At 63.8% G+C, this 23776-nt stretch carries 20 protein-coding genes; 14 read left to right on the top strand and 6 right to left on the bottom strand.

What is annotated here, in order from left to right:
• Positions 1–12: 12 nt before the first annotated feature.
• The 3 genes from PZL22_RS02785 (at position 13) to PZL22_RS02775 (ending at position 2489) form a co-directional block, all read left to right on the top strand.
• Positions 13–750: a hypothetical protein gene (locus PZL22_RS02785; RefSeq protein WP_003526342.1), complete on the top strand. Its 738-nt coding sequence runs from the start codon at positions 13–15 to the stop codon at positions 748–750.
• Positions 751–771: 21 nt separating this feature from the next.
• Complete coding sequence (locus tag PZL22_RS02780) at positions 772–1587, top strand: EAL domain-containing protein (protein WP_003526341.1); 816 nt, start codon at positions 772–774, stop codon at positions 1585–1587.
• 170 nt (positions 1588–1757) lie between these two features.
• Complete coding sequence (locus tag PZL22_RS02775) at positions 1758–2489, top strand: L,D-transpeptidase (protein WP_033048297.1); 732 nt, start codon at positions 1758–1760, stop codon at positions 2487–2489.
• 354 nt (positions 2490–2843) lie between these two features.
• On the opposite strand, the gene PZL22_RS02770 is transcribed toward PZL22_RS02775, so the two are convergent.
• Together PZL22_RS02770 and PZL22_RS02765 are read right to left on the bottom strand one after the other, a co-directional pair.
• On the bottom strand, positions 2844–3965 hold the full coding sequence (locus PZL22_RS02770) for a GNAT family protein (RefSeq protein WP_003526339.1): 1122 nt from the start codon (positions 3963–3965) through the stop codon (positions 2844–2846).
• Positions 3962–4789, bottom strand: a complete 828-nt coding sequence (locus PZL22_RS02765; protein WP_033048296.1) for a N5-glutamine methyltransferase family protein — start codon at positions 4787–4789, stop codon at positions 3962–3964. Before PZL22_RS02765 ends, PZL22_RS02770 begins: the two co-directional genes overlap by 4 nt.
• A gap of 123 nt (positions 4790–4912) precedes the next feature.
• On the opposite strand from PZL22_RS02765, the gene PZL22_RS02760 reads away from it, so the two are divergent.
• The gene (locus tag PZL22_RS02760) at positions 4913–6223 is read left to right on the top strand and encodes a lipopolysaccharide biosynthesis protein (RefSeq protein WP_284718452.1); all 1311 of its coding nucleotides are present in this window, start codon (positions 4913–4915) and stop codon (positions 6221–6223) included.
• Positions 6220–7368: a hypothetical protein gene (locus tag PZL22_RS02755; RefSeq protein ID WP_003526336.1), complete on the top strand. Its 1149-nt coding sequence runs from the start codon at positions 6220–6222 to the stop codon at positions 7366–7368. The genes PZL22_RS02760 and PZL22_RS02755 overlap by 4 nt, the downstream gene beginning before the upstream one ends.
• 147 nt (positions 7369–7515) lie before the next feature.
• On the opposite strand, the gene PZL22_RS31540 is transcribed toward PZL22_RS02755, so the two are convergent.
• Complete coding sequence (locus tag PZL22_RS31540; protein WP_162097991.1) at positions 7516–7641, bottom strand: PIN domain-containing protein; 126 nt, start codon at positions 7639–7641, stop codon at positions 7516–7518.
• Positions 7638–7886 carry a FitA-like ribbon-helix-helix domain-containing protein gene (locus PZL22_RS02745; RefSeq protein WP_003526335.1) on the bottom strand — a complete coding sequence of 83 codons (249 nt, stop codon included), beginning with the start codon at positions 7884–7886 and terminating at the stop codon, positions 7638–7640. Before PZL22_RS02745 ends, PZL22_RS31540 begins: the two co-directional genes overlap by 4 nt.
• Before the next feature lie 174 nt (positions 7887–8060).
• Here PZL22_RS02745 and PZL22_RS02740 point away from each other — a divergent pair, with 174 nt between their 5' ends.
• The 9 genes from PZL22_RS02740 to PZL22_RS02700 all read left to right on the top strand — a co-directional run bounded on the left by PZL22_RS02740 (position 8061) and on the right by PZL22_RS02700 (position 19336).
• Positions 8061–8963 (top strand): dihydrodipicolinate synthase family protein, encoded by a 903-nt coding sequence (locus tag PZL22_RS02740; protein ID WP_003526330.1) that lies wholly within the window; start codon positions 8061–8063, stop codon positions 8961–8963.
• 306 nt (positions 8964–9269) lie between these two features.
• A complete protein-coding gene (locus PZL22_RS02735) occupies positions 9270–10886 on the top strand; it encodes a GumC family protein (protein ID WP_033048295.1) in 1617 nt (538 codons plus the stop codon).
• Positions 10887–10898: 12 nt separating this feature from the next.
• On the top strand, positions 10899–12230 hold the full coding sequence (locus PZL22_RS02730; RefSeq protein ID WP_284718451.1) for an O-antigen ligase family protein: 1332 nt from the start codon (positions 10899–10901) through the stop codon (positions 12228–12230).
• On the top strand, positions 12223–12978 hold the full coding sequence (locus PZL22_RS02725) for a polysaccharide deacetylase family protein (RefSeq protein ID WP_003526324.1): 756 nt from the start codon (positions 12223–12225) through the stop codon (positions 12976–12978). Before PZL22_RS02730 ends, PZL22_RS02725 begins: the two co-directional genes overlap by 8 nt.
• A gap of 10 nt (positions 12979–12988) precedes the next feature.
• Complete coding sequence (locus tag PZL22_RS02720; protein WP_003526322.1) at positions 12989–14218, top strand: glycosyltransferase family 4 protein; 1230 nt, start codon at positions 12989–12991, stop codon at positions 14216–14218.
• A 334-nt stretch (positions 14219–14552) separates the two neighbouring features.
• Positions 14553–15722, top strand: coding sequence for a glycosyltransferase family 4 protein (locus PZL22_RS02715; protein WP_003526321.1), 1170 nt, complete (start codon positions 14553–14555; stop codon positions 15720–15722).
• Positions 15719–16081, top strand: coding sequence for a hypothetical protein (locus tag PZL22_RS02710; RefSeq protein WP_003526320.1), 363 nt, complete (start codon positions 15719–15721; stop codon positions 16079–16081). Before PZL22_RS02715 ends, PZL22_RS02710 begins: the two co-directional genes overlap by 4 nt.
• A gap of 55 nt (positions 16082–16136) precedes the next feature.
• The gene (locus PZL22_RS02705) at positions 16137–17180 is read left to right on the top strand and encodes a glycosyltransferase family 2 protein (RefSeq protein WP_003526319.1); all 1044 of its coding nucleotides are present in this window, start codon (positions 16137–16139) and stop codon (positions 17178–17180) included.
• Complete coding sequence (locus tag PZL22_RS02700) at positions 17177–19336, top strand: hypothetical protein (RefSeq protein ID WP_003526318.1); 2160 nt, start codon at positions 17177–17179, stop codon at positions 19334–19336. The genes PZL22_RS02705 and PZL22_RS02700 overlap by 4 nt, the downstream gene beginning before the upstream one ends.
• Before the next feature lie 2 nt (positions 19337–19338).
• On the opposite strand, the gene PZL22_RS02695 is transcribed toward PZL22_RS02700, so the two are convergent.
• Both PZL22_RS02695 and PZL22_RS02690 read right to left on the bottom strand, forming a co-directional pair.
• Positions 19339–22572, bottom strand: a complete 3234-nt coding sequence (locus PZL22_RS02695) for an efflux RND transporter permease subunit (RefSeq protein ID WP_284718450.1) — start codon at positions 22570–22572, stop codon at positions 19339–19341.
• 3 nt (positions 22573–22575) lie between these two features.
• The gene (locus tag PZL22_RS02690; RefSeq protein WP_284718449.1) at positions 22576–23697 is read right to left on the bottom strand and encodes an efflux RND transporter periplasmic adaptor subunit; all 1122 of its coding nucleotides are present in this window, start codon (positions 23695–23697) and stop codon (positions 22576–22578) included.
• Positions 23698–23776: the final 79 nt, after the last annotated feature.

The raw sequence follows: 23776 nt of genomic DNA, 5'->3' as shown, positions 1-23776 counted from the left end.
TAGGAGGCCCTCATGCCTGTTTCCAAATTCGTCGGACGAGGTCTTATTGCGCTGGCACTCTCAGGTGCGCCCCTGGCGGGCATTGCGCCCGGCATGTCGGACATCGCCTTCGCCAAGGGCGGCAACGGTGGGGGCAACGGCGGCGGCAATGGTGGTGGCGGCAACGGCAATGGTGGCGGCAATGGCGGCGGCCACGGCAAGAGCGGAAGCCACGGCAATAGCGGAAGCCATGCGAAGGCTCGATCCGATTCGGGCAGATCGGGCGGCGAACGCGCGGGCACGCCGCGTTTCCTCCAGGACCTGTTCAAGCACGGCAGGAAGTCCGAACGAGCGGCCACCGGCAGATCCGGCAAGACAGTCAAGGCCAGGGCCACGAAAACGGCTGTCCCGACGCCGAAGCCTAAAAATCCGCAGGCCGAAACGGCAAAGCTGAGCTCGCTCGGCCGGAACTATCACGCCTACCTGAACTCGAACGACCCGCGGATGGCGGCAATCTCCGCCTATGCGATCGCATATGCCGAGTTCGAGGCCGAATTCGGCTCGGACGTCATCCCGACCGATCCGGCTCTCAGCGATGAAGCGCTGCGCGAGGCGATTGCAAGCTTCACGAATGGCGGCGAAGTGACGGACGCAACACTGGAGGATGTCAAGGAAACGCTCGGCGTCGGAACCTCCGTCGGGAAGATAGACGATATTCGCGAGCATCTTCTCGACACGACGCCCGATGGGGACATCGCTATCGAAAACTGACCGAACGAGGCGCGTCGCCGGATGGAACATCTGAGAAGATTCGACCGTGTCGTCGGCGCCGTGACCCAAGCGATGAGGGAGGGGCGAATAGGCTTTTCCCTGCAGCAGGTCAATGCGGTCCACGACACGGGCGAGGTGCTCTATTCGGAATGCCTCGGCAGACTCGTAGAACGTGACGGAGCGGTCAGGACGAGCGAGGAATTCACTGCTTTTCTCGAAGCGTCGGGACGTGTTGCGTCATTCGATCGATACATGGTCGGTCTCGCATTCGAGTGGCTTGACTGCAACCCGTCAGGCGTGTTGGGTTGCGATGTCTCGGCCGGCAATATTTTCGACGAGAACACCTGGTCGGAACTTTACGACCTGCTTTCGCGAAATCGGGAAATGGCCTCGCGCCTGGTTCTCGAAATAACGGAGTGCCTACCGCTGGCCACTCTGCCGATGGCGGCGGAATTCATCGAGGGCGCACGCGCACTGGGCTACAGAATCGCCCTGGACAGTTTCGGAACGGGTCACTCGACGCCGGAATCGCTGTTGTCCGTTCCCGTCGACATCGTGAAACTGGACGCCTTCTTCATCGGCCGCGGCCAGGGTGTGGGCAAGGGCAAGGGGTTCCTCCATCATTTGGTAGGGCTCGCTTCCTGCGTTGCGCCGACGGTGATCGTCGAGGGCATCGAGACCTACGGACAGCTCGAAGCCGTCAAAAAGGCCGGCGCAACGCATGTGCAGGGCTTCCTTCTGTCCGAGCCGACGCTGTACCCCGTCTATTGTGGCCAGCCGGCGCCGCTGCCGGCCGCCATACCCAGATCTTCGGGATCGCGCCAGCTGCATTCCTAGATCACGAAGCTTTTTGGTCGGGTCGACCGAAAAGCATGAACGTGATCGATTCCAAGAGTTAGAACGGGTTGCAGATATCGAATATGTGATTGGCCGTGAGTTTGGCAATCCACGCGAGTCGGCTACACGTCTACACGCGACCCCCGTTTCTCTCTTCGTACCTGCTTGAGATGTTTAACAAAATCCAACTACAAAGACGAACGCTTCTTCTGGGAGCGATCTCCGCAACAGCAGCCGTCGCGGGGTGCTCGACCTCTGCGCCGCAGACCGAGCGCGCTCCCGTGCCGCGTCCGGTGAGCCGCCCGATCGGGCTGGCGAGCGATGCCGAACTGGAAGCCAGATATGCTGCCGTCGAAGATGGCGGACATTTTATTCCGGCAGTCCCCTATAGGGAGATGGATCCGAAATACTTTCGCCAGCGGGTGCCGGACCCCACCGGCGAACCGGCGGGGACGGTGGTCGTCGACACGCCCGGGCGGTTCCTTTACCTCATCGAGCCTGGCGGAACGGCAATGCGCTACGGCGTCGGCATTGGGCGCGAGGGCTTCGCCTGGGAGGGCGAAGGGATCATACACTGGCGCCAGCCCTGGCCTCGGTGGAAGCCCCCGGCCGATATGATCGCCCGCCGGCCGGAACTCGAAAAATACTCCGTCGCGAATGGCGGCATGGCCCCCGGCATCGACAATCCCTTGGGTGCCCGCGCGCTGTACATCTTCCAGGACGGGCAGGACACACTGTACCGTCTGCACGGCACGCCGGAGTGGAAATCGATCGGCAAGGCAGTCTCGTCGGGGTGCGTTCGGCTGGTGAACCAGGACGTCATCGATCTTTACAAGCGTGTACCCTACCACGCCCCGATCGTCGTCTATCAAAAGCCGCTTGCCGAGCAGCTTCAAGTCTAGAGCCTGCTAAGTTTCGGGATATCCCGCGGCCTATTTGATCTCCGCATTCCTGTGCTCGTCACGGGAATCCAGCCAGCCCATGTCATTGGGCTGGAAGAACTCTTCCCCGCGCCGCAGACGCGGCGCTGCTGGAACCCTGTGACAAACACAGGGATGAGGAAGGAGGAGAGATTGCAGTCCTTCGATACGTTTCCTCTGCGGTGCCATCGGCAAGATGGCTTACATACGCGCAAGCGCCAGAACGGATCACGTCGATGATTTTAGGTCGAGCCGGCCTAAAGTCATCGTGATCTAGTGCATTGCGAACGACGCATTCCCGGACGCAAGGCCGCCATGCACATTCGTGGAAGTGCTCTAGATCCGGTTGAAAGTCCCGCCGATCAGCCGGCTCCAGTGTTCCCCCGCCAGCCCGTTGATGAAACCCTGTGCGTGACGGAAGGCGTCGACGAGCTCCTCCTCGCGGGAGTGGACGACGGTCGAGGCGGCATGGACGAAGCCGATACGGCGGCCCATCATGGCCTCCAGCAGTGCCGGCTGGGTTCGACCGCGAACGGCAGCGGCGCCGCGCGCGGCGGCGTGCTCTATCAGGCAGTCAAGGATCGGCCCGGCCTGTCCCGGCAGGGCGAGGACCTGGAGAACCCTGGCAGTTCCGCCGGGCTGCAGGTGGTAGAAAAACGCTCCGACGGGCGCACCACTTCGCGTCCTCACGGCCGCAAGCACCGGCTCGCCGAATTCCGGCTTCTTCTCCGCGTCTTCGAGGATATGGTCTAGCTGGCCCTCGGCCCAGGCCGGCTGCACGGCAAACTGCCGGGTCAAGGGTTCGAAGAGCTCGGCGAAGCCATGCCGGTCGAGGTCGGCGACCTGCAGCGGACCCTGGGTGGTGGCGGCGTCGGGCACGCCCGACCAGCGCAACTCGCCGCGTCGCAACTTGCCGCGATAACGGCGGTCGAACGCATGAGCCAGCGGGCCGAGCGCGCGAGCAGGGCCGAACCGGCTCGCGACGAGATCGAGGCCGAAGGATGCGGGCCGGACGACGCGTATCCAGTCGAGGCTGTATTGCGGCAGCACGACGCCACGCAGCTTCGTCCACATCTGCGTCGAAATTTCGCTGGCCGTTTCGCTGAAGGAAAGGTCCTGCGGTCCTGCAAGGAACGCTTTCAGCAGCCGCGCGCCGGCCATCGGATCGCTTTCGTGACCTTCGACCATCAGCGAGCCGCAGATGGCGGCGCGCAATGGCCTGCCGCGATACGTCATGGCCAGAGTGTTCGCTCCGACGAAGCCGGAAATCCGGCCGTCATCGTTGCTGTACACGAGCGGGCGGATTTCCGGGTCGTTGCCCGGGGCATCGATATAGAGTTGCCGAAGATATTCGATGAACGCAGGCGGCGGCTCCTCCGCGCTGTTGCGGAAAACCTTCTGGAAGAGCCGCGCGACAGCCGGGATATCCTCGACTGCGAGCGAACGGATGTCGCTCATCTGCTTGCCCCGTCAGCCGCGGCGGTTGCCGCTGCACCTCCCAGCCTGCGCGCGAGTGCGACCCGCGGCTTTCCGGCCGAGTCCTCCGCGAATGTCACTGCCTCATACGCCTTCGTTCGGGCGAGAAGCGCCGTGGCCTGGCGATCCTGTCCCTCTCCGAACTCGAAGAGAAGCCAGCCGCCCGGCTTGAGGAAGGCGACGGCCTCGCGGATCAGCCGCTGATGGATGGATATGCCGTAGGGGCCGCCGTCGAACGCCTCCCGCGGCTCGCTCGCGAGAAGATGCGCGCTGTCGCCTTCGAGGCGGGATGTCGAGATATATGGCGGGTTGCAGACGATCATGTCGACGGCGCCCTCGAGGTCTTCTCCGGCGAGGGCGGCGAACAGGTCGCCCTGCCGGATGACGACGCGGTCGCCAAGCGAGAGGCGATCGACGTTGCGCCGCGCAAGCGCGACCGTGCTGTCGGTGAGGTCGGCACCCCAGACACGCGCAAGCGGTACCTCCTCGGCGATCCCCAGAGCGAGATTGCCGGATCCGCAGCACATGTCAATCACGGTCGCCGATCCGGCGCACCCGGTCAGGATCGCTGCGGCGTTCCGCCCAAGGAGTTCCGTCTCCTCCCTCGGCACGAGCACGTCCGGTGCGAGTTCGAGGTCGACGCCCATGAATCGTACGAGCCGCGGCGCGCGACCCTCGGTCCGGCCGTCAAGATGATTGTCGCCCTGCAGCACGAAGGCTCCTTCGGTTATCGGATTGGATGTCGTCCGGCGCACACTAGCGCGTGCAGGTAAACGGAAGCTGAAATGCAAGGCGTCCGATAACACATGGCGTCACAAAGCTTATGTTAACCGGCCAATCACTTATCCTCGCTAGTGTGCGCCTCAATCGGCGAGGTGCGGGTCGCGGCCCGGTGCCGGCCCTTAAGTCGGATTGTCAAGGCAGAACGGATGGCCTCGGAAGGTGTAACGGAACAGCGCGGTGACAGACCATTCCTGCCGATGGTCATGTCCTATCTCGCCTCCGGCGGCAGTCTGGTTCTCGGTTCGGCGGCGCAACTCCTTACCTTTGCCATCCTTGCCCGCTGGCTCGGCGTCCGCGAGTTCAGCGTTTTCGTCGCAATTACTGCGGTCGCCAACATCGCCGTCCATCTCTGCGGGCTCGGGGCGATGGAATGCCTGGTGCGCCGGGTCGCGCGCGACCGCGCGATCTACCCGCAGATGCTCGGACACAATCTCATCCTGACGGCGGCGAGTGGGGCAGCTCTGGTCCTGTTGGGAGCGGTGGTCCTGCCGTTCTTCTTCACCATTTCGCCGGACCCCGTGACGAACGTCGCCGTGATCACGCTGATGCTCGTCACCAATATCCTGCTGGTCCGGGGCATCGTGCTCACCGAGCAGATCTTTATCGCTCACACGAATTTTGCCTCCGCGAACAAGGTCGTCGTCGGTTTTGCGGCGGCGCGCACGGTTGCGGCGGCACTCGCCTGCATCGCCTTCGGCGTCACCAGCGTCGCATCCTGGGCGGTGTGGCAGTTTCTGTGCCATGTCCTCGTGGCGCTCTTGTGTATGCGGGCAATCCGCGGACTTGGTGCGCCGCGCTACCGCATCGTGCGGGAGGAACTCCCGCAAGGCCTTTACTTCAGCATTCCCTTCATCCTGCGTGCGCTGCGCCAGAATGCCGACCTGCTTGTCCTGAGCCTCGTCACCACCGCCGAGGTCGTCGCAAGCTACAGTGTCGCTCGCCGCATGCTTGAGAGCAGCTATCTTTCGGTGGAAGCGCTCAACCGGCTTATCTACCCGGGTTCGGCGAGGGCGACGGCGGCGGGGCTTCACCACGCCCTCCAGCGGGTGCGCCGGGTGCTCGCTGCCGCAATCGTCATCAGCCTCGCTGCGGCCGTCACGGTCTTCGTTCTGGCGCCGGTCCTGCCCTACCTCTTCGGCAAGGACTATCTCTCGCTGGTCGGCTTCGTCAGAAGCCTCTGCTGGGTCGTGGTGCCGCTCGCGATGTGGTCCGTCGCGGTCGAGGCACTCGGCGCCTCCGGCGCACACGCCGCCCGTGCGACCGTCATGGGGCTCGGTAGCATCGCCGGCGCCGGCCTTGCCGCATGGGCAAGCTGGTACGCCCCGCCGATGGGAACTTTCCTGTCCTTCTACGCAATCGAAATCACGATGGTGGTCGCCTCATGGAGCGTGCTCCTGCACTTGGTGCGGCGCGATCGCCGCCAGGCTGCGCTCGCCTTTGGAGCGGGCGCCATATGACGATGGAGGTGGATGAAATTCGCGTATTCGAGAGCGTGCCGGTCGGTGCAGGGCAGCGCCGCGGTACGCGCGCCATGGCGCCCGGCGACATTCCGGCGGTCGGACGGCTGTTCAACAGGATTTTCCGAAGGCAGGACCACGCGCCCGAGAATGACCTTGGACGTTATCTCGAGACCGTCTTCTTCGGCAGCCCCCACTATTCTCCCGAACTCGGCAGCGTCGTGCACGAGAACGGTGCGACCGGCATAGACAGCGCAATACTCGCGGTGCCGATGGCGTTCATGGTCAATGGCCGCCCGATCATGGCCCGTCTTCTCTGTGCCTTCATGGCGGATGGTAAAGCAGGAGCCGTTGGAGCGGCGCGTCTTGCGCGCACCATGCGGGCGGCTCGCCAGGACATGTGCTTTTCCGACAATGCGTCGCCGGTCAGCGCCGACCATTGGGTTGCGGGAGGTGGCATCGTCCTGCCGATCCAGAGCCTCGAATGGCAGCGTTCGTTTCTGCCGCTGACCGCTGCGGCGATTCTTGCGGGCAGTCACTTCCCGATAGCGCGCTCGCGTGTACTCGTAGGCGCCCTCAGGCTGATTGACCGTGCACTGCGCCGGTTGCGGCCCTCTATGCGGCCGAAGGCGGAGGGCGAATGCAGGATCGAGGCAGCGGGCGTCGAGGAGTTCCTCGAATGCGCGAGCCCGATGCTGGAACGCTTTGCGATCCGCCCGGCCTGGTCGCGAGCCGAATTCGATTGGCTCGTGGGCGTCGCTTCGATGAACCGGAGCCTCGGGACGCTCCAATGCAGGAAAGTCGTTCTGGCGGACGGCCGCACGATCGGCGCCTTTCTTTCTTTCGGCAAGCAAGGTGCGGTGGCCACGGTGCTCAATCTCGTCTGCGAAGGGGGGCGCGAACGCGACGTCGCCGCGGCAATGTTCGCGCGGCTCGATGCGGAAGGCTATGCCGTGGCGGTCGGCATGGCACAGCCGTTCCTGATGAACGCGATATCGCGCCAGCGATGGCTGTCATTCCGGCACCGCGGCTACTTCTGCATGGTGACCCGCCATGCGGACCTCAAGGAAGCGGCAGAGCGCAACGACATCTATATCGGCGGCCTCGCCTCCGAGACCTGGAGCCGGCTACTGACAGACTTTTAAACGGGCGTAGAAATTTCAGGGCCGATGATCCCAGGGATTGATGACAATTACCCCGGCGTCAGCAAAATCCGCGACCTTGCGGGTTGCCACGGAGGCGCCGCGAGACCATGCGATCGCGCCAATCTGCGCGTCGAACCGTAGAGAAGTTCAGGTTCCCGTTACCGTCCTGGTAAATACAGTCGCCGGTTGTTGTTCGGCAAGCGAGGTCTCTACCGCGACGGAAGGCGCCGGGGCAAGCAGCTCCGACAGAACATTGGTGTCGAGAATGATCACCCGGAGAAATCCGGTAGGTCGCGGATGGCCTCGCGAGGGGGTAGCTCAAGCTCAACGCCTCCGAGCGGCACGATGCGGGAGCGGATTGCTGCCGCGAGATTGGCCGGTCGGTTTTCGCCTGTCGAAAGCGCGGCGCGAAGGATGTCCCGCGCTTCGTCCTCCATTGAACGCCCATGCGCGGCGGCACGAATGCGCAGACGCTTCTTAAGCCCGTCATCGAGGTTGCGGATCGTCATGCTCGCCATGCGGCTTCCTTTCCTCATTGATGGCAATTTTATCGTTGACTGCAGCGGCGGCAAGGCACGCCTGCGAGAGATCTGGAGCCGGCTGCCGACGGATTTTTGATTGCATGTCTTGCCGTCGTTCAGTCGCGATTGTATGAGCGAGGCCTGTTCTGACGCAGTCGATGGGAAATGACGATGGCACCCGCTGTTCTGTTTGAAGGCCTGTCAGCGTTCCCGCCCACACCCGCCGATGTGGACGGCAAGATCTCCGAAGAGGCGCTGTCGCGACTGCTCGAGCGTATCCGCGTAGCACGCGTGGACTCGATTGGATTGCTCGGCAGCACAGGGGCTTACGCATTTCTCTCGCGCGGTGAACGGCGACGGGCAGTGGAGATCGCTGTCGAATGCGTGGGAGGCAGAGTTCCCCTCATCGTCGGTGTCGGCGCACTCAGGACCGACGAGGCTCAGGCGCTCGCGCGCGACGCGAAGGAAGCCGGGGCCGACGGACTCCTCCTGGCTCCCGTATCCTACACGCCTCTGACCGAGGAGGAGGCTTATCAGCATTTTGTTGCCGTTGCCGGCGCTTCCGACTTGCCGCTCTGCATCTACAATAATCCGGGCACGACCAGGTTCGTCTTCAGCGAGGAACTGATCGTACGGCTCTCGCAGGTGCCGAATATTGCCGCGGTGAAGATGCCGTTGCCCGCCGACGGCGATTTCGGGGGTGAGATCGCTCGACTGCGGGCGAACACGTCTGCAGCTTTCGCTATCGGCTACAGCGGCGATTGGGGCGCAGCAGATGCGCTCCTGTCGGGTGCCGATGCGTGGTTCAGCGTCGTCGGCGGTCTCTTGCCTGTTCCCGCATCGAAACTCGCCCGGGCGGCAAAAGCGGGCGATCGCGCGGAAGCGCACCGGATCGACATGGCATTCCAACCGCTATGGGCCCTGTTCAAGGAGTTCGGCAGTTTCCGCGTGATGTACGCCATCGGGAGCGTCCTGAACCTCTTTCAGGCATTGCCCCCGCGGCCGATCTTGCCGCTTGGACCGGGTGACAGAGCCCGCGTAGACGAGGCTGTTCAGAAACTGGTCGACCTCTAAGAGCGGCTCTCCACCGAGATATGTGGGATAAGCAAGCCCCCGCTTTGGCACTTTGCACTCCCACAGCCTGGGAATCGTCGGGACAATACGATCCCCACTCGGAGAAATCCGGTGCGTAGCGGATATGCTTTGAATGCGCCAGCAGCCAGACGCGTGAGGATGCCTACGCCAGCTGGTCTGCCCAAAGGTTACCGCCCGAACACTTCCGTTTAACCGAATATTCACCCTGCAGGCCCTAAATCTGCATGGGGAATTGCTTATGCGGCAATAAGCACCTTGGTGGCTCCAAGGGGATTGGGAAAGCGGATGTATCGGCGCAGCGAGCCCGAGGGAATGGGATTACGCCTTGAAAGGCCACATCAGCGCCTTCGCTCGGGCGGAGGGTCGTTGCTCGACCTCGTGCCCGCGGTAACGGAAGAGTCCGCCGCTAACGAGGAGGCTCCCGCCGAAGCGGAGGATGGCACCTCCGCCCGCGTGGTGGATATTCCCGTCCCCGCCCATCAGGCGCGCGCTCTTGAGAAGCAGCCTTCCCCCGTCGCGGATTTCTTCCCGCAACTCCACCTCCTGGGCAGCATCGGGGTCAATGACCTCATCGCGTGGCTGCGCAACGGCGCCCGCTGGATCGTGCTCGCGCTCGTCCTCGCGGTTGCCGCCGCCTTCGCCTATGCCGTGACGGCGACGCCGCGATACACGGTCTATACCGATCTCGTCGTGGACCCTTCCAATCTCAACGTCGTCAGCGACGACGTCTTTACGACCAATCCGCAGCGCGACGCGCAATTGCTGGAAGTCGAAAGCAAGCTCCGGATACTGACCTCGCGCAACGTCCTCCAACGCGTCATCGACGAGATGCGGCTTGCGGACGACCCCGAATTCGTCAGGCCGACATTGCTCGACTGGCTGAAGACGCTTATCGCCCCGCGGGACGCCAAGGCGGACAAGGAATTGGCGGCCATGCGCGCCTTGTCCGAGAGGGTCGAGGCGCGCCGGGAGGAACGCTCCTTCGTCGTGATCCTGAAGGTGTGGAGCGAGGAACCGGCCAAGGCCATTGCCCTCTCGGACGCGATCGTCGAGGCTTTCGAGGCGGAGCTCTTCCAGTCGGCCGCCGAGAGCGCCGGCCGGGTGGCGCAGAACCTGAATGAACGACTCGATGAGCTGCGCCGCAACGTCACCGAAGCGGAGAAGAGGGTCGAGGATTTCCGGCGCGACAACGGTCTGCAATCCACCAATGGCGAGCTCGTCAGCAACCAGCTTTCGAGCGAGCTCAACACACAGGTCCTCGACGGTCAGCAGCGCTTCATTCAGGCGGAAACGCGTTACAGGCAGATGAGCGCGGCTGTTGCCGAGGGTCAGACCGCCAGCGCCTCGGTGTTCGAGTCGGCGAACATGACCAATCTGCGCCAGCAGTATAACGCCTTGCAGCAGCAGATCGGCTCCATGCAGCTTACTTATGGCGAGCGACATCCGCGGCTCGTTGCCGCGCGCTCGGAGCGCACGACGCTGGAAGCCGCGATGAAGGATGAAGCCCGCCGCATTCTGGAGCGCGCGAAGGCCGACTTCGACCGGGAGCAAAAGGCGCTCGATGCGCTCCGCGGCAAGGCGGATGACGAAAAGTCGAACGTCTTCACCGATAACCAGGCCCAGGTGCAGCTTCGTGACCTCGAACGCGACGCGCGCAGCAAGGCGGCGATCTACGAAACCCATCTGGCACGCGCGCAGCAGATCACCGAACGCCAGCAGATCGACACCACGAACATTCGCGTCATCTCGCGTGCCCTGCCGCCCAATGCGCGAAGCTGGCCCCCGCGTACCTTGATCCTGCTGATCGGCGGCGCCCTTCTGGGTCTCGCAATCGGCATCGCCGCGGCACTTGCCCTCGGCCTCTGGAAATTCCTTCGCGGCAAGACCCACGTGGCCGCCTGAGGAGCCCGGGAGATGGATCGCGCGGGCTACGGAGAGGTCGAGCCGACGAATGCGGTGAAGGCGCGTGTCGGCACCGTGCTCTTCATGGCGATCTTCCTGTTCTTCTGGATCTCCATCAATCCCTTCGTGGATCTGACGGGCGAGGCGGTGCTGGACCCTTCCGCCGGCAATTCCAACCGGCTGAACCAGATCATCTCGCTCCTGCTTTTCACCGGCATGCTCGGCTACGGCCTGGTGCACCCTTTGCGGGAAGCGATCCTGCAGCCGCGCGCGCTGCTGGCGATCCTCTTTTCCTGGTTCATCTTCGTTTCGCTGGTTTCGGCGCATCCGATGCTCGGCATCAAGGGTGCGATCCTCGCGTTGATGGTCACCGTCAATGCCGGCGTCTACCTGTTGTTGCCCGCTTCGGAACGCCACTTCGCCAAGATGCTCGGCATCGGCATCCTCATCATGCTCGCCGTCGCCTATTACGGCATCGTCTTCAAGCCTTTGCTCGCGATCCATCAGGCGTCAGAACTGCGCGAGCCGATGAACGCCGGCCTGTGGCGCGGCCACTTTCCCCACAAGAACAGCGCCGCGGCTGCCATGGTGATCGCAGCCTTCATCGGCCTTTACGTCATGAACACCTGGTCGAGGTTTGCAGGGATCGTCATCGTCGCGCTGTCTTTCGTCTTCCTCGTCAACACCGGGGGCAAAACGTCGACCGCGATGCTGCCGGCCATTCTGCTGCTCGCGCTCATATTCGAGAAGGTGCGCTTTCTTCGAATCCCGATTGCCGTCGGTGGCGTCGGTCTTTTCAATCTCTTTGCGGTGGGCTCCGCCGTCTTCGCCCCGCTCGGCGATTTCATCAGCGGGCTCGGCATCGATGCGACCTTTACCAATCGCGCCGATATCTGGCGTTTCGCCTTCGGCGCGCTCGCCGAACAGCCTCTCACAGGCTATGGCTTCAAGGCCTTCTGGCAGACGGAAGAACTGGTCTATAGCGGCGGCTCGGTCGAGACCTGGGCCGTCGCTGCCGCCAACGGTCACAATTCCTATCTCGACATTGCCCTGATGACGGGCTTCCCGGGCCTTGTCCTGACCCTGATCTGGATTCTTTTCCTGCCGCTTAGAAAGATCGCCCGCATTGCTCCGGAGCGCGAGCATTCGCATCTGACGAGGCTGTTCGTCCGCATATGGCTCTACACGATCTTCAACGCCGGCCTCGAAAGTCTCTTCTTCGAGGGGGGGAGCCTTCTGTGGTTCACATTCATGGTCGCGCTTTATGGACTGTCGTTGCAGTCGAGCGCGGAACTGGCGGCTGCTCCTGCACGCGCTCGTCAGGGGAGGGTAGCGCATGCTTGAGAAGCTGAGTGGGCTCGGTCCGCTCGTCGACAGGCTGGCGAACCGGGCGATCTGGAGGCTGGCTGGGGCCCGGCGCCAGTTGGAGACGAAGGTTCCGCTCGTCTCCTTCACCTTCGACGATGTCCCCGACAGCGCGCTTGGCGCGGGCGCAGCCATCCTCGAGAAGTATGGAGTCCGCGGCACCTTCTATATAGCGGGCGGGCTTGCCGGGCAGGTGGAGCCGGATCGAAGCCTGATCACGCCCGAAGGGTGCAGCGAGTTGCTCGCCCGCGGACACGAAATCGGCTGTCACACCTTCGCCCACCGAAAGTTGCGCGAAATTGCCGGGCTCGGCGCCGATCTCGACCGCAATGCCGAGTACCTGAAGGGCGTCGGCGTCTCGCCGCCCCCATCGAATTTTGCTTTCCCCTACAACGCTGCCTGGCCGTCGGCACGGGCCGAGCTCCGCCGCCGCTACCGGACCTGCCGGGCAGGGGGCGAGGATATCAACCGCGGTGCCGTCGATCCGATGATGCTCAAGGGCGTCGAGATACGCCAGCCGGAGGATGAGGCGCGCGCGCTGACACGCTGGATAGACGATGTCGCCGAGCGTCCCGGCTGGCTGATCTTTTTCACTCACGATATCGCCGCGCAGCCCACAAGCTACGGCTGTACCCCCGACACCTTCGATCATCTGGTCCGCTACGCCGTCGGAAAAGGATGCTGCATCCTTCCCGTCGACAACGTCGCTGACCGGATCGGCTGGTAAGGAGGCTCTGGTGACCGGGAAGCGCCTTCTTGCGATCAACAACTATTTCTACCGCCGCGGCGGAGCGGAGGCGGTCTTCTTCGACCATATGAGCATGTTCGGTGAGATCGGCTGGGACATTGTTCCCTTCGCCATGCAGCACGAACTCAACGAATCCTCGCCCTGGTCGGATTATTTCATTTCGGAGATAGAATACGGCCGCCGCACCGGTCTCCTGCGCAAGGCCGTCCAGGCGGCGAGCGTCATCTATTCGCTCGAGGCGCAGCGCAATCTCGGCAGGCTCATCGACCGCGCCCGCCCTTCGGTCGCCCATGCGCACAATGTCTATCATCATCTGTCGCCGGCGATCTTCTCGACCCTGAAAGCCGCTGGCATTCCGGTGGTGATGACGGTCCACGACCTGAAGCTCGCCTGCCCCTCCTACAAGATGCTGCGGGACGGCCGGGTATGCGAGGACTGTCGCGGCGGCAGGGTCTACAATGTCCTGCGCCATCGCTGCGTCAAGGGTTCGGCCCCCCTGAGCGCGGTGGTTCTCGCGGAAACGGTGCTGCACCGCTTGCTTGGGCTCTACCGCGACAAGGTGGACCGGCTGGTCGTGCCAAGCCGCTTCTATCTGGAAAAGCTCGCCGAATGGGGCTGGCCGCGCGAGAAGATGGTTCACATCCCCAATTTCGTCGATGTCACGGCTCTTTCCGGTGATTGGCAGGAGGGCGATTATTTCGCCTTTGCCGGCCGCTTGGCGCCGGAAAAGGGCCTCGCGACCCTGATCAGGGCGGCGGCTTTGTCGAACCAGCGGCTGGTCATCGCCGGCACCGGTCCGGAGGAGCAGGCCCTTCGCAGCCTCGCGGCCGAGCTCAAGGCGGACGTGACCTTCGCCGGCTATCTCTCCGGCGAGAAGCTGCACAGGCTGATCGGCGAGTCCCGCGCGCTCGTGCTGCCGTCGGAATGGTACGAAAACGCCCCCATCAGCGTGCTCGAAACCTACGCGCTCCAGCGCCCGGTGATCGGCGCGGCGATCGGCGGGATTCCGGAGATGGTCAAGGAAGGCGAGACCGGTCTGCTTGCGGCTCCGGGAGACGCCGGGGACCTCGCCAGGGCCCTGCGCGAAATGGCCGCCCTTTCGCCGGCGGAACGCGCGCGCATGGGGGCTGCCGCCCGGTCCTGGGTCGCGAGCGAATTCTCCGCCGCCGCCTACCGCGAGAGGACGCTCGATCTTTATGGGGCGGTCGGCGTGGCCTGAGGCTTCTCATCCGATCCTCATTCCTGTGCCCGTCACCGGAATCCAGCCAGCCCAAGTCCTTGGGCTGAAAGAACTCTTCCCCCGCCACAGACGCGGCGCTGCTGGATCCCAGGGATGACGGAGGCATGCATCCGTCCAGGCCATTTCGCAATCGCCGCCCATCGCCGTCTGATTTTCGGTCAGACCTCTACGAATCTAATGACCGTCTTACCGGGATGGTAAGTGTTCTGCTCGTAAAAGATGCGAATTGGGTTATCGCTGGGGCGCAACAACCATGAGCAGAAGATCGGGAGTTTCCCGAGATCGACCTTCGGCAGGGCCGGATGCATCGGCAATGCCGGGCGGCGCAACCGCGAGCATGCCTGCAAGCGTTTATCGTGAGCTGCCGATCGAGCGCCGCCGCGTAATGATGCTCGGTCTTCGTGGCATTCCGAACGTTCAGGGCGGCGTCGAAAAGCACGTGGAGATGCTCGCAGGCAGGCTGATCGCGCATGGTTGGGATGTCGAGGTCGTCGGACGCCGGCGTTATCTTCCGGTTCCTGCGCCGCATTCCTGGAATGGAATTCGCGTCACTCCCCTGTGGTCTCCACGTATGATGGCGCTCGAGGCCATCGTCCATACCTTCCTCGGTGTATGCTATGCGGCGCTGCGGCGCCCGGATATCCTGCACATCCACGCCGTCGGCCCGGCGCTCCTGGTACCGCTCGCCCGGCTGATGCGCCTGAACGTCGTCGTGACCCACCACGGCTACGACTACGACCGACAGAAATGGGGGGCTTTCGCCAGAAGGATGTTGCGAGCGGGTGAACGCATGGGCATGCGGCTCGCGCAAGGCCGCATCGCAATCTCCAGGGATATCGCCGACACGATGGGCGAACGCTATCGCGTACCGGTGTCTTTGGTGCCGAATGGCGTCACCGTTTCGCGCTCCAGCAGCGAAACCGGCATTCTCGGCGAATTCCGTCTGACGCGACGGCGCTATATCCTGCTTGCGGCGCGGCTTGTTCCGGAGAAGCGGCAGATCGATCTCATCCAGGCATATGCAAAACTTGGAAATAGCGGATTCGATCTCGTGCTTGCGGGCGGTGCGGAATTCGCGGGCGTCTACGAAGAGGAGGTACGGGCGCTGGCCAGCCGCGTGCCGGGCGTCGTCCTGACGGGGTTCCAGACCGGCGATCGCCTGGTGGAACTCTTCGCCAATGCGGCGCTCTTCGTGCTGCCGTCGAGCCACGAAGGCATGCCGATCGCGCTTCTGGAGGCGATGGCCCATGGCCTCCCGGTTCTGGCAAGCGACATCGTTGCCAACCGGCAGCTCGGCCTGCCCGCCGGCGATTATTTTCCGCTGGGGAACGTCGACGCGCTTTCCTCTGCCATCGCCGAAAAGATCGCCAATCCCCCCGACGAACAAGAGGTGCTCGCGCAGACCGAGCGCGTCGAAGCCGTCTATAGCTGGTCGAGCGTGGCACTGAAGACGCTAGACGTTTACCGGGCCGTGACGAAATGAATGTCAGGCGCATCGCATCCGTTCTTGCGTGGCTCCTTCTTGGCGTCATTGCCTATTCGACCCTCTCTCCGCTCGATCTGCGCCCGCACATGGGCAGCTCGGTGCAGATTGAACGGTTCGGGGCATTCGGGCTGACGGGTCTCATGTTCGCGATCGCCTATCCCCAGCACGTGCTCGCCGTTCTGGCGGCTATGCTCGCGGCGGCAATCGGGCTGGAACTCACGCAGATGCTCGCCGCCGACCGCCATGCCCGGTTGATAGACCTTGCGGTCAAAATGGCGGGGGCCGGCTGCGGTGTCGGCGCCGGCTGGCTGCTTGTCAGCCTTTGGCCCGGTTCCAGCCGAAAATCGCGGGCATGAACCAAAGCGCATACTACCGCGGATAGATTTTCGCTGCACGATTTTGGGGGCTCTCTTGACCATATCCATCATCATCAAGACATTGAATGAAGAGAAGCGGATTGCCGCAACCGTCGAGAGCGCGCTTGCGGCGCTTCAGGACACGGGCGGCGAGGTCATCATCGCCGACAGCGGCTCCTGCGACCGCACGGTCGAGATCGCCTCGCAATATCCCGTCATCATCGCACAGATCGCCCCGCCCGCGCGACCGAGCTGCGGCATCGGCCCGCAGCTCGGCTTCCAGCATTCCCGTCATGATTACGTCTGTCTCATCGACGGCGACATGCTGCTCGACGCTGCCTTCCTCAAAGACGCCGTGCGCTTCCTGGCCGACCATCCGACCATGGCGGGCGTTACCGGACATGTGGAGGAGATGCACATCTCGAATCTCGAATTCGCGCGCCGCGTCAGCCGCAATGCGCCCGAGAACCGGACGGGTCCGATCGACCGCATGAACGGCGGCGGGCTCTACAGGCGTAGTGCCATCGAGGACGTCGGCTACCTCTCGGACCGCAACCTGCACGGCTACGAGGAATTCGACCTCGGCATTCGCCTCAGAAGTGCCGGCTGGAGGCTTTACCGGCTCGACCGCCGTTTCGTCCAGCACTTCGGCCACACGGTCAATTCCTACCGGCTGCTCGTTCGCCGCTGGAAGACCAAATATCTCTACGGGATCGGCGAGCTACTGCGCGCTTCTCTCGGCAAGCCCTATTTCTTTCAGCTTCTGCAGGAACTGCCGGAGCTGAAACTCTGGGGTCTCGTCTATCTCTGGTGGCTCGCCTGTCTCGGCCTGATCCTGCTGCTGCCTGATACGCTCCTGGCGCTCGCCGCCGTCTGCGCGAGTTTCGCGGTCGCCGTTCTCGCCGTCAGCTTCCGAAAGGGCGGCCTCAGCATGGGTCTCTATACGGTCGTCGCCTGGTTCTTCCATGCGGCGGCCCTTCCTGTAGGCTTCCTGCGAAGGCGGCGGCTGCCTGCCGAGCCGATCGAAAGCACGATCCTCGGAAAGCCCTCTCTCGGGGAATCCTCTCTCGGTGAACCGGCCCTCGGAAAGACGGCATGAGGAGGCGATCGCTCGCGGCGGCGCTGCTTTGCACCTGGCTTGCCCCGGCCACAAGTGCCTCCAAATGGGTGCCGGTTCGCGAGGTCTCGCTCGAAGTCCGCGCCGGCAGTCCGCTCGATTTCTCGTCCTTGCTGCCGAACGCTTCGATCGACGCGGATAGCCGCCTCGTCGCAGGTCCGGATGGCCGGCTGGCCTTTGCCAGGGCGCCGGAACAGCCGGTCAGAATGCTATGCGCGTCGCTCGCCTGGAGCCCGGCTTCGGGCGGTTTTCCGGACCATGACGGCGCCGAGCGCTATGCCCGCCAGCTTGCGATGCACGGATACAACATCGCCCGGCTGCATTTTGTCGATGCCAGCCTGATGTTCGGCAGGCAGAAGGATTTCGATTTCGATCCGGAGACGCTGGATCGCATCCATTACCTGCTGGCGGCGCTGAAGCGCAACGGCATCTACTGGATCATCGACGGGCTCTCGTCCCCGCGCGGCGCCTATGGCGGCCATGACGACCGATGGGACGCCAACGGCGATCTCAAGCTCCGGCTGCATTTCGACGAAGATGCCGTTGCGCACTGGAGCAAGCTGCAGGAGAAGTTTCTCGCGAGCGTCAATCCCTATACGGGGACGGCGACCATCCGTGACGACGCGCTCGCGCTGGTGATCCTTGCCAATGAAAACGGCATCGAATTCGACAGCGTCGTGCATGAGCGGCCCGAAAGGCCCGCCTATGACGAGGCGGTGGCGAAACCCTTTAACCGCTGGCTTTCGGCCCGCTACGGATCGACGGAAACGCTCGCGCGTGCCTGGGGAGATCTCGGCGCCGACGAGCGGGTCGAAACGGCAACGGTGAGGCTTCCCGCCAACCGCTACGCCGACGGTCCGCGCATGCGCGATCTTCAGGCCTTCTTCGTCGAGACCGAGCGCGCCTCTGCCGCACGCATGAGCGAGGTCCTGCGCGGTCTCGGTTATCGCGGCCTGATCAGCACCTACAATAATTGGCCGACGGTGCAGACCGCACTCAGCCGGCGCGATCTCGGCGCCGTGACGATGAACACCTATCACGATTGGGTCGGCGGCTATTCGCCGGGCAGCGCCCTGACGCAGGTGAGTTCGCTTGCCGACGGCGCCAACTACATGCGCATGATCGCCGCGGCGCGGTGGCTCGGAAAGCCGTTTATCGTCAGCGAATACGACCATCTCTTCTGGAACCGCTATCGCTACGAGGCAGGGCTGACAATGCCGGCCTACGCTGCACTCCAGGGCTGGGACGTGCTTTGCCGTCACGGCCACGGGCCGATTGCGCTCGCCTATGGCGAACCCTTTCCGCACAAGAAGGCGATGCTACCCTATGCGATTGCGCTCGATCCCGTGGCGCGCGCCGGCGAGACGCTCGGCGCACTCGTCTTTCGCCGCGGCGACGTGGCGACCTCCGCCATTACGATCCCCTTCGCCGTTCGCGGCGAGGAGGATCTCGGCGAGGACATGCAGGCCCGCGAGCCGGAGCGATTGACCGATCTAGCGCTGGTCGGGCGCATTGGCTTGCTTCCGGCAGACCGGTTTGATGGAGAAACCGGTATCACGCAACCACGCGACCGGGACGCCGGAACGATCCTTGCCGCACTCCGCGACGAACACATGCTCGCGGCCGAAAACCGCACCGATATCGCAAGCGGATTTTACGAGAGCGATACGGGACAGGTCCTCCTTGACCGCCGGGCCGGGCAGCTCCGCGTTTCGACGCCCGCTACGGAAGCTGCTGCCTTCTCCTCTCTGCGTGAGCCGATCGATCTCGGTCTCATGCGCATCGGACGAGCGGACGGGAACGGCCTCGTGGCGCTTTCGGCCATCGACCCGGAAGGCAAACTTTCTGAAAGCCGGCGCCTGCTCCTGATCCTTGCCACCGATGCGCAGAACACCGGCATGATCTTTCGCGACAGCGAAGAGAAGGTGATCGAGGATTTCGGCGCGCTGCCGGTGAGAATTCGGAAGGGCTATGTCGATCTCGAACTGTCGCGAACCGCTGCCAGATGGAGCGTGTCGCCGGTCGGTCTCGACGGCACCGTTTATCCGCCGGTCGACAGCGGCAGCGGGCGCGTTGCTTTCCGTCTCTCGAACGACACGCCCTACGGGCCGACCACCTATTTCCTCGTGGAGATGTAGGTTCAGTCGGGGACGTTCCGATCTTGTCCGACGGTTTGCGCCTGCTGGCCGGTGGCGGGCTTGACACTTTCAGCGCTCTCCGTTGCAGCATGTGGCGCCTCGCCGGCCGCATGCGACGACAGGCCGGCGAGCTTGTGGCCCCTCTCGCGCAGCCACTGGAACACGACATAGAGCGCCGGAATGATGAATATCCCGAGGAGCGAAGCGGCGAGCATGCCGCCGGCAACGCCCGTGCCGACCGCCCTGCGGCTGAGCATGCCGGCGCCATCGGCCGTGACGAGCGGGATCAGCCCGACGATAAAGGCGAAGCTGGTCATCATCACCGCGCGGAAACGGGTGCGCGCGCCCTCGACCGCGGCATCGACGATGGTCGCACCTTTCTCCCGCTGGAATTTTGCGAATTCGACGATCAGGATCGCGTTCTTTGAGGCGAGCGCGATTAAGACGACGAGGCCGATCTGGGCATAGATGTCGAAGGAGAGACCGGCAACCAGCACCGCCACGAGAGCACCGGCCACCCCGACGGACACCGAAAGCAGAACCGGTATGGGGATCGTCCAGCTTTCGTAAAGCGCCACGAGGAAGAGATAGGCGAAGAGCAGGGCCAATGCCAGGATCACCGTCGTCTGGCCGGCGGCCTCGAGCTCCTGCAGCGCCGTTCCCGTCCACTCGAAGCTGTAGCCCGGCGGCAGAGTCGCGGCGGAGACCTGTTCCATAGCGGCAAGCGCCTGACCCGAGGAGACGCCGGGCGCCGGCTGCCCGTTGAGTGTGATCGAGCGGTAGTTGTTGTAGCGCACGATCGACTGCGGCCCGACGATGTAGTCCACGCGCGCGACCGAGGCCACGGGGACCATATCGCCCGCGGCGTTGCGTACATGCAACCGGGAGATGTCGTCGACCGCATCGCGATCGGCTTCGGCCGCCTGCATCGTGACTTTCCAGCTTCGGCCGAAAAGATTGAAGTCGTTGACGTAATAGGATCCGAGCGTGCCCTGCAGCGTTGCGAAAAGATCGCTTACAGAGACCCCGAGCGCTTGCAGCCGATCGCGGTCGAGATTGAGATAGAGCTGCGGCGAGTTCGCCGAATAGGTGCTGAAGGTGGGTCCGAGCTGTGGGTTCTGATTGGCCGCGACCATCAGCCCGCCCGCTGTCGCGGCAAGCTCTGCCGGCGACCGGCCCTGCAGGTCGAGCAACTGATATTCGAAGCCCGACCCCGTCCCGAGACCGATGATGGGCGGCAGGTTGAAGGCGAAGACCTGGGCATTGCGAATTGCCGCGCCCCTGGCCATCACGGTACCGATCGCGGCATTGACCGAGGCGGACTCGTCCTGGCGTTCGGCGAAGGGCTTCATCGTGACGATCGCGAAGGCACTGCTCGATTTGGCGATGCCGTCGAGGAAACTGTAGCCGGTGACGGTGGTGACGTTCGCCACGCCCTCGATGCCGCCGAGCATGGTTTCGACCTCGCGCACTACGGCGTCCGTCCGGTTGAAGGAGGCACCTTCCGGAAGGCGGATCTCCGCAAAGAATGCGCCCTGATCCTCGCTCGGCAGGAAGCCCGTGGGGACGATCCGGAACAGCCAGCCGCTGGCGCCGATGGCGACCGCCAGGAGGATCACGCCGATGATGGCTCTGCGCGCAATGCTTCCGGCGACATGGGCATAGCCATTGCGGGTGCGGTCGATGCCGCGCGAGATCCAGCCCAGGATGCCGCGTTTCGGGCCGTGATGCGGTTTCAGGAGGATTGCGCAAAGCGCCGGGCTGAGGGTCAGCGCGTTGATCGCGGAAATGACCATCGATACCGAGACGGCGACGGCGAATTGCTGAAAGAGCTGCCCGCTGAGGCCCGGAATGAAGGCGACCGGTACGAAGACCGAAAGCAGGACGAGCGTGATGGCGACGATCGCCCCGGTGATTTCGCCCATCGCCAGACGCGCGGCCTGCGCCGCGCTCATGCCGGGATTTTCCTCCATCACCCGCTCGACATTTTCCACGACGACGATCGCGTCGTCGACGACGATGCCGATCGCGAGCACCAGCGCCAGAAGCGAGACCGTGTTCAGCGAAAAGCCCATCGCCAGGATCACGGCAAAGGTGCCGACGAGCGCCACCGGAACGGCGATGAGCGGGATCAGCGCGGCGCGCCAATTGCCGAGAAAGAGGAAGACGACGATGATGACGAGGGCAAAGGCCTCGAAGAGCGTATGCTCGACATTCTCCACGCTCGCCTGCACGAAATCGGACGTGTCGTAGGAGACCGTATAGGTGAGCCCCTCCGGGAAGGCCGCGGCGAGGCGGTCCATCGCCTGCTGCACGCCCTCGGTGGCGGCGAGCGCATTGGCGCCCGGCGCCTGATAGGTGCCGATCATCGCGACCGGCTTGCCGTTGATGCGGGCGGTGGAGTCCGCGCTCACCGAACCCAGCTCGACGCGCGCGACGTCGCGAATGCGGACGAACGAGCCGTCCGCCTCGGCCCGGAGCACGACGTCTTCGAACTGGGCGGGGTCGGTCAGCCGCCCCTGCGTCTGGATGTTCAACTGGAACAGCGGGTCGTCCGTCATCGGCTGGGCGCCGATGCGGCCGATCGCGGCCTGGACGTTCTGCGTCTTCAGTGCGTTGATCACGTCCGTCGGCGTCAGTCCCAGATTGGTCAGGCGGTCGATGTCGAGGACGACCCGCATCGAATAGTCCTGAGCGCCGAACAGCGTTGCATCGCCGACGCCGGGCACGCGTTTGATCGTGTCGAGCACGTTGATCGTCGCGTAGTTCGAGAGGAACAGATTGTCGAATTCGTCATTCTCGCCGTGAATGGCGATCACCTGCATCAGCGAGGAGGATCTCTTCTGGACGCTGACGCCGCTCTGCTTGACTTCGGCCGGCAGCACCGGCTCGGCGAGCGCGACGCGGTTCTGTACGTTGACGGTGGCAATGTCCGGATCGGTGCCGACGGCGAAGGTGACGGTCAGAGAGTAGGTCCCGTCGGCGCCGCTCGTCGATTTCATGTAGAGCATGTTGTCGACGCCGACGACCTTGCTCTCGAGCGGCTGGGCGACCGTTGCCTCGACCACGTCCGCGCCTGCGCCGGGATAGCTCGCCGTGACGCTGACCTGCGGCGGGACGATGTCGGGAAACTGCGCGATCGGCAGTCTCGTCAGGGCGATCAGCCCCGCGAGCGTCAGCACGATGGAAATGACCGCGGCAAAGCGCGGGCGATCGATGAAGATTTCGGAGATCATCGCTCAGCCACCCGTCGTCGTTGCGGCCACAGCGTCGACGACGATCCCCGGCCGCACCTTGCCCACGCCCTCCGTTATGACGTTCTCGCCCTCCTTCAGCCCCTTGGCGACGACGGCCTGGCCGCGGCTGGAGCGGCTGACGTCGACGCGGCGAAGCTCGACCTTGGAATTGGCGTCGACCACCATGACGAAGGCGCCCTGCTGGTCGCGCTGGACCGCCTGCTGTGGCACGGCCAGCACGTCCTGCGGATCGGACTGCTCGAGAACGACCCTGACGAGCGTGCCGTCGAGAAGGATCCCCCCGGGATTGGGAAACTCGGCGCGAACCGTAACGGTGTCGGTCCCTTGGGAGACCGCGCTCGCGACGAAGTCTATCGTGCCTTTCTGCGGGTAGTCGGTGCCGTTCGGAAGCGTGATGCTGACATTGGCGCCGCTCGACATCTCACCCTTTTCGACGCGCTCGCGGTAGGAGAAATAAAGAGAGGTCGCGACGGGAAACTCGACATAGATCGGGTCGAGGCGCGTCAGCGTCACCAGCGATCCGCTGTCCGGCGCGACGAGGGCGCCGACATCGACCGTGGTCAGGCCGACGACGCCATCGAACGGCGCGAGGATCTTCGTGTAGGAAAGATTGAGTTCGGCATTCTGCTTGCTGCCCTTGAGGCGCAGGATATCGGCCTCGGCCTTTTTCACCTGTGCGTTCGCAGTGTCGAGCGTCGCCTGCGCAACCGTATTGGTGGAGATCAACCGCTGGGCGCGGTCACGTTCGAGAACGGCAAGGTCCCGCTGAGCCTCCGCTGCCGCGATCGAACCCCCGATCTCCTGCAGGGCGGCGCGATAGGCGCCGTCCTCCACCTGATAAAGCACCGTTCCCGCCGAGACCTTCTGCCCATCCTCGAAATTGACCTTCTCGAGGAAGCCGGACACACGGGCGCGGATGTCGACCTTCTGAACTGCAACGACCTTGCCCGTCAGATCCACGCTTTCGCGCAGGTCAATGATCGCGGCCGGCGCCACGGTGACGGCTGGAGGGGGCTGCTGCGCATAAGCGTTTCCCGCGACGATGCCGATGGTCGTGAGCAGCCCGCATGAAAGAGCCGCAGCCAGAACTCTCGAAACGCGCATGCAATGCTCCCCTGAAACGGCTTGTGTGGGACCCGCATCGACCGAGTGGGATCTCAGCACTTTCCTCGATTCAAGTCAC

Origin of the sequence: Ensifer meliloti (assembly GCF_030064585.1) — a bacterium.
GTDB classification, from domain to species: Bacteria; Pseudomonadota; Alphaproteobacteria; order Rhizobiales; family Rhizobiaceae; genus Sinorhizobium; species Sinorhizobium meliloti.
Note: the sequence above shows the minus strand (reverse complement) of the source record. Positions and strands in the feature narration are given on the sequence as shown.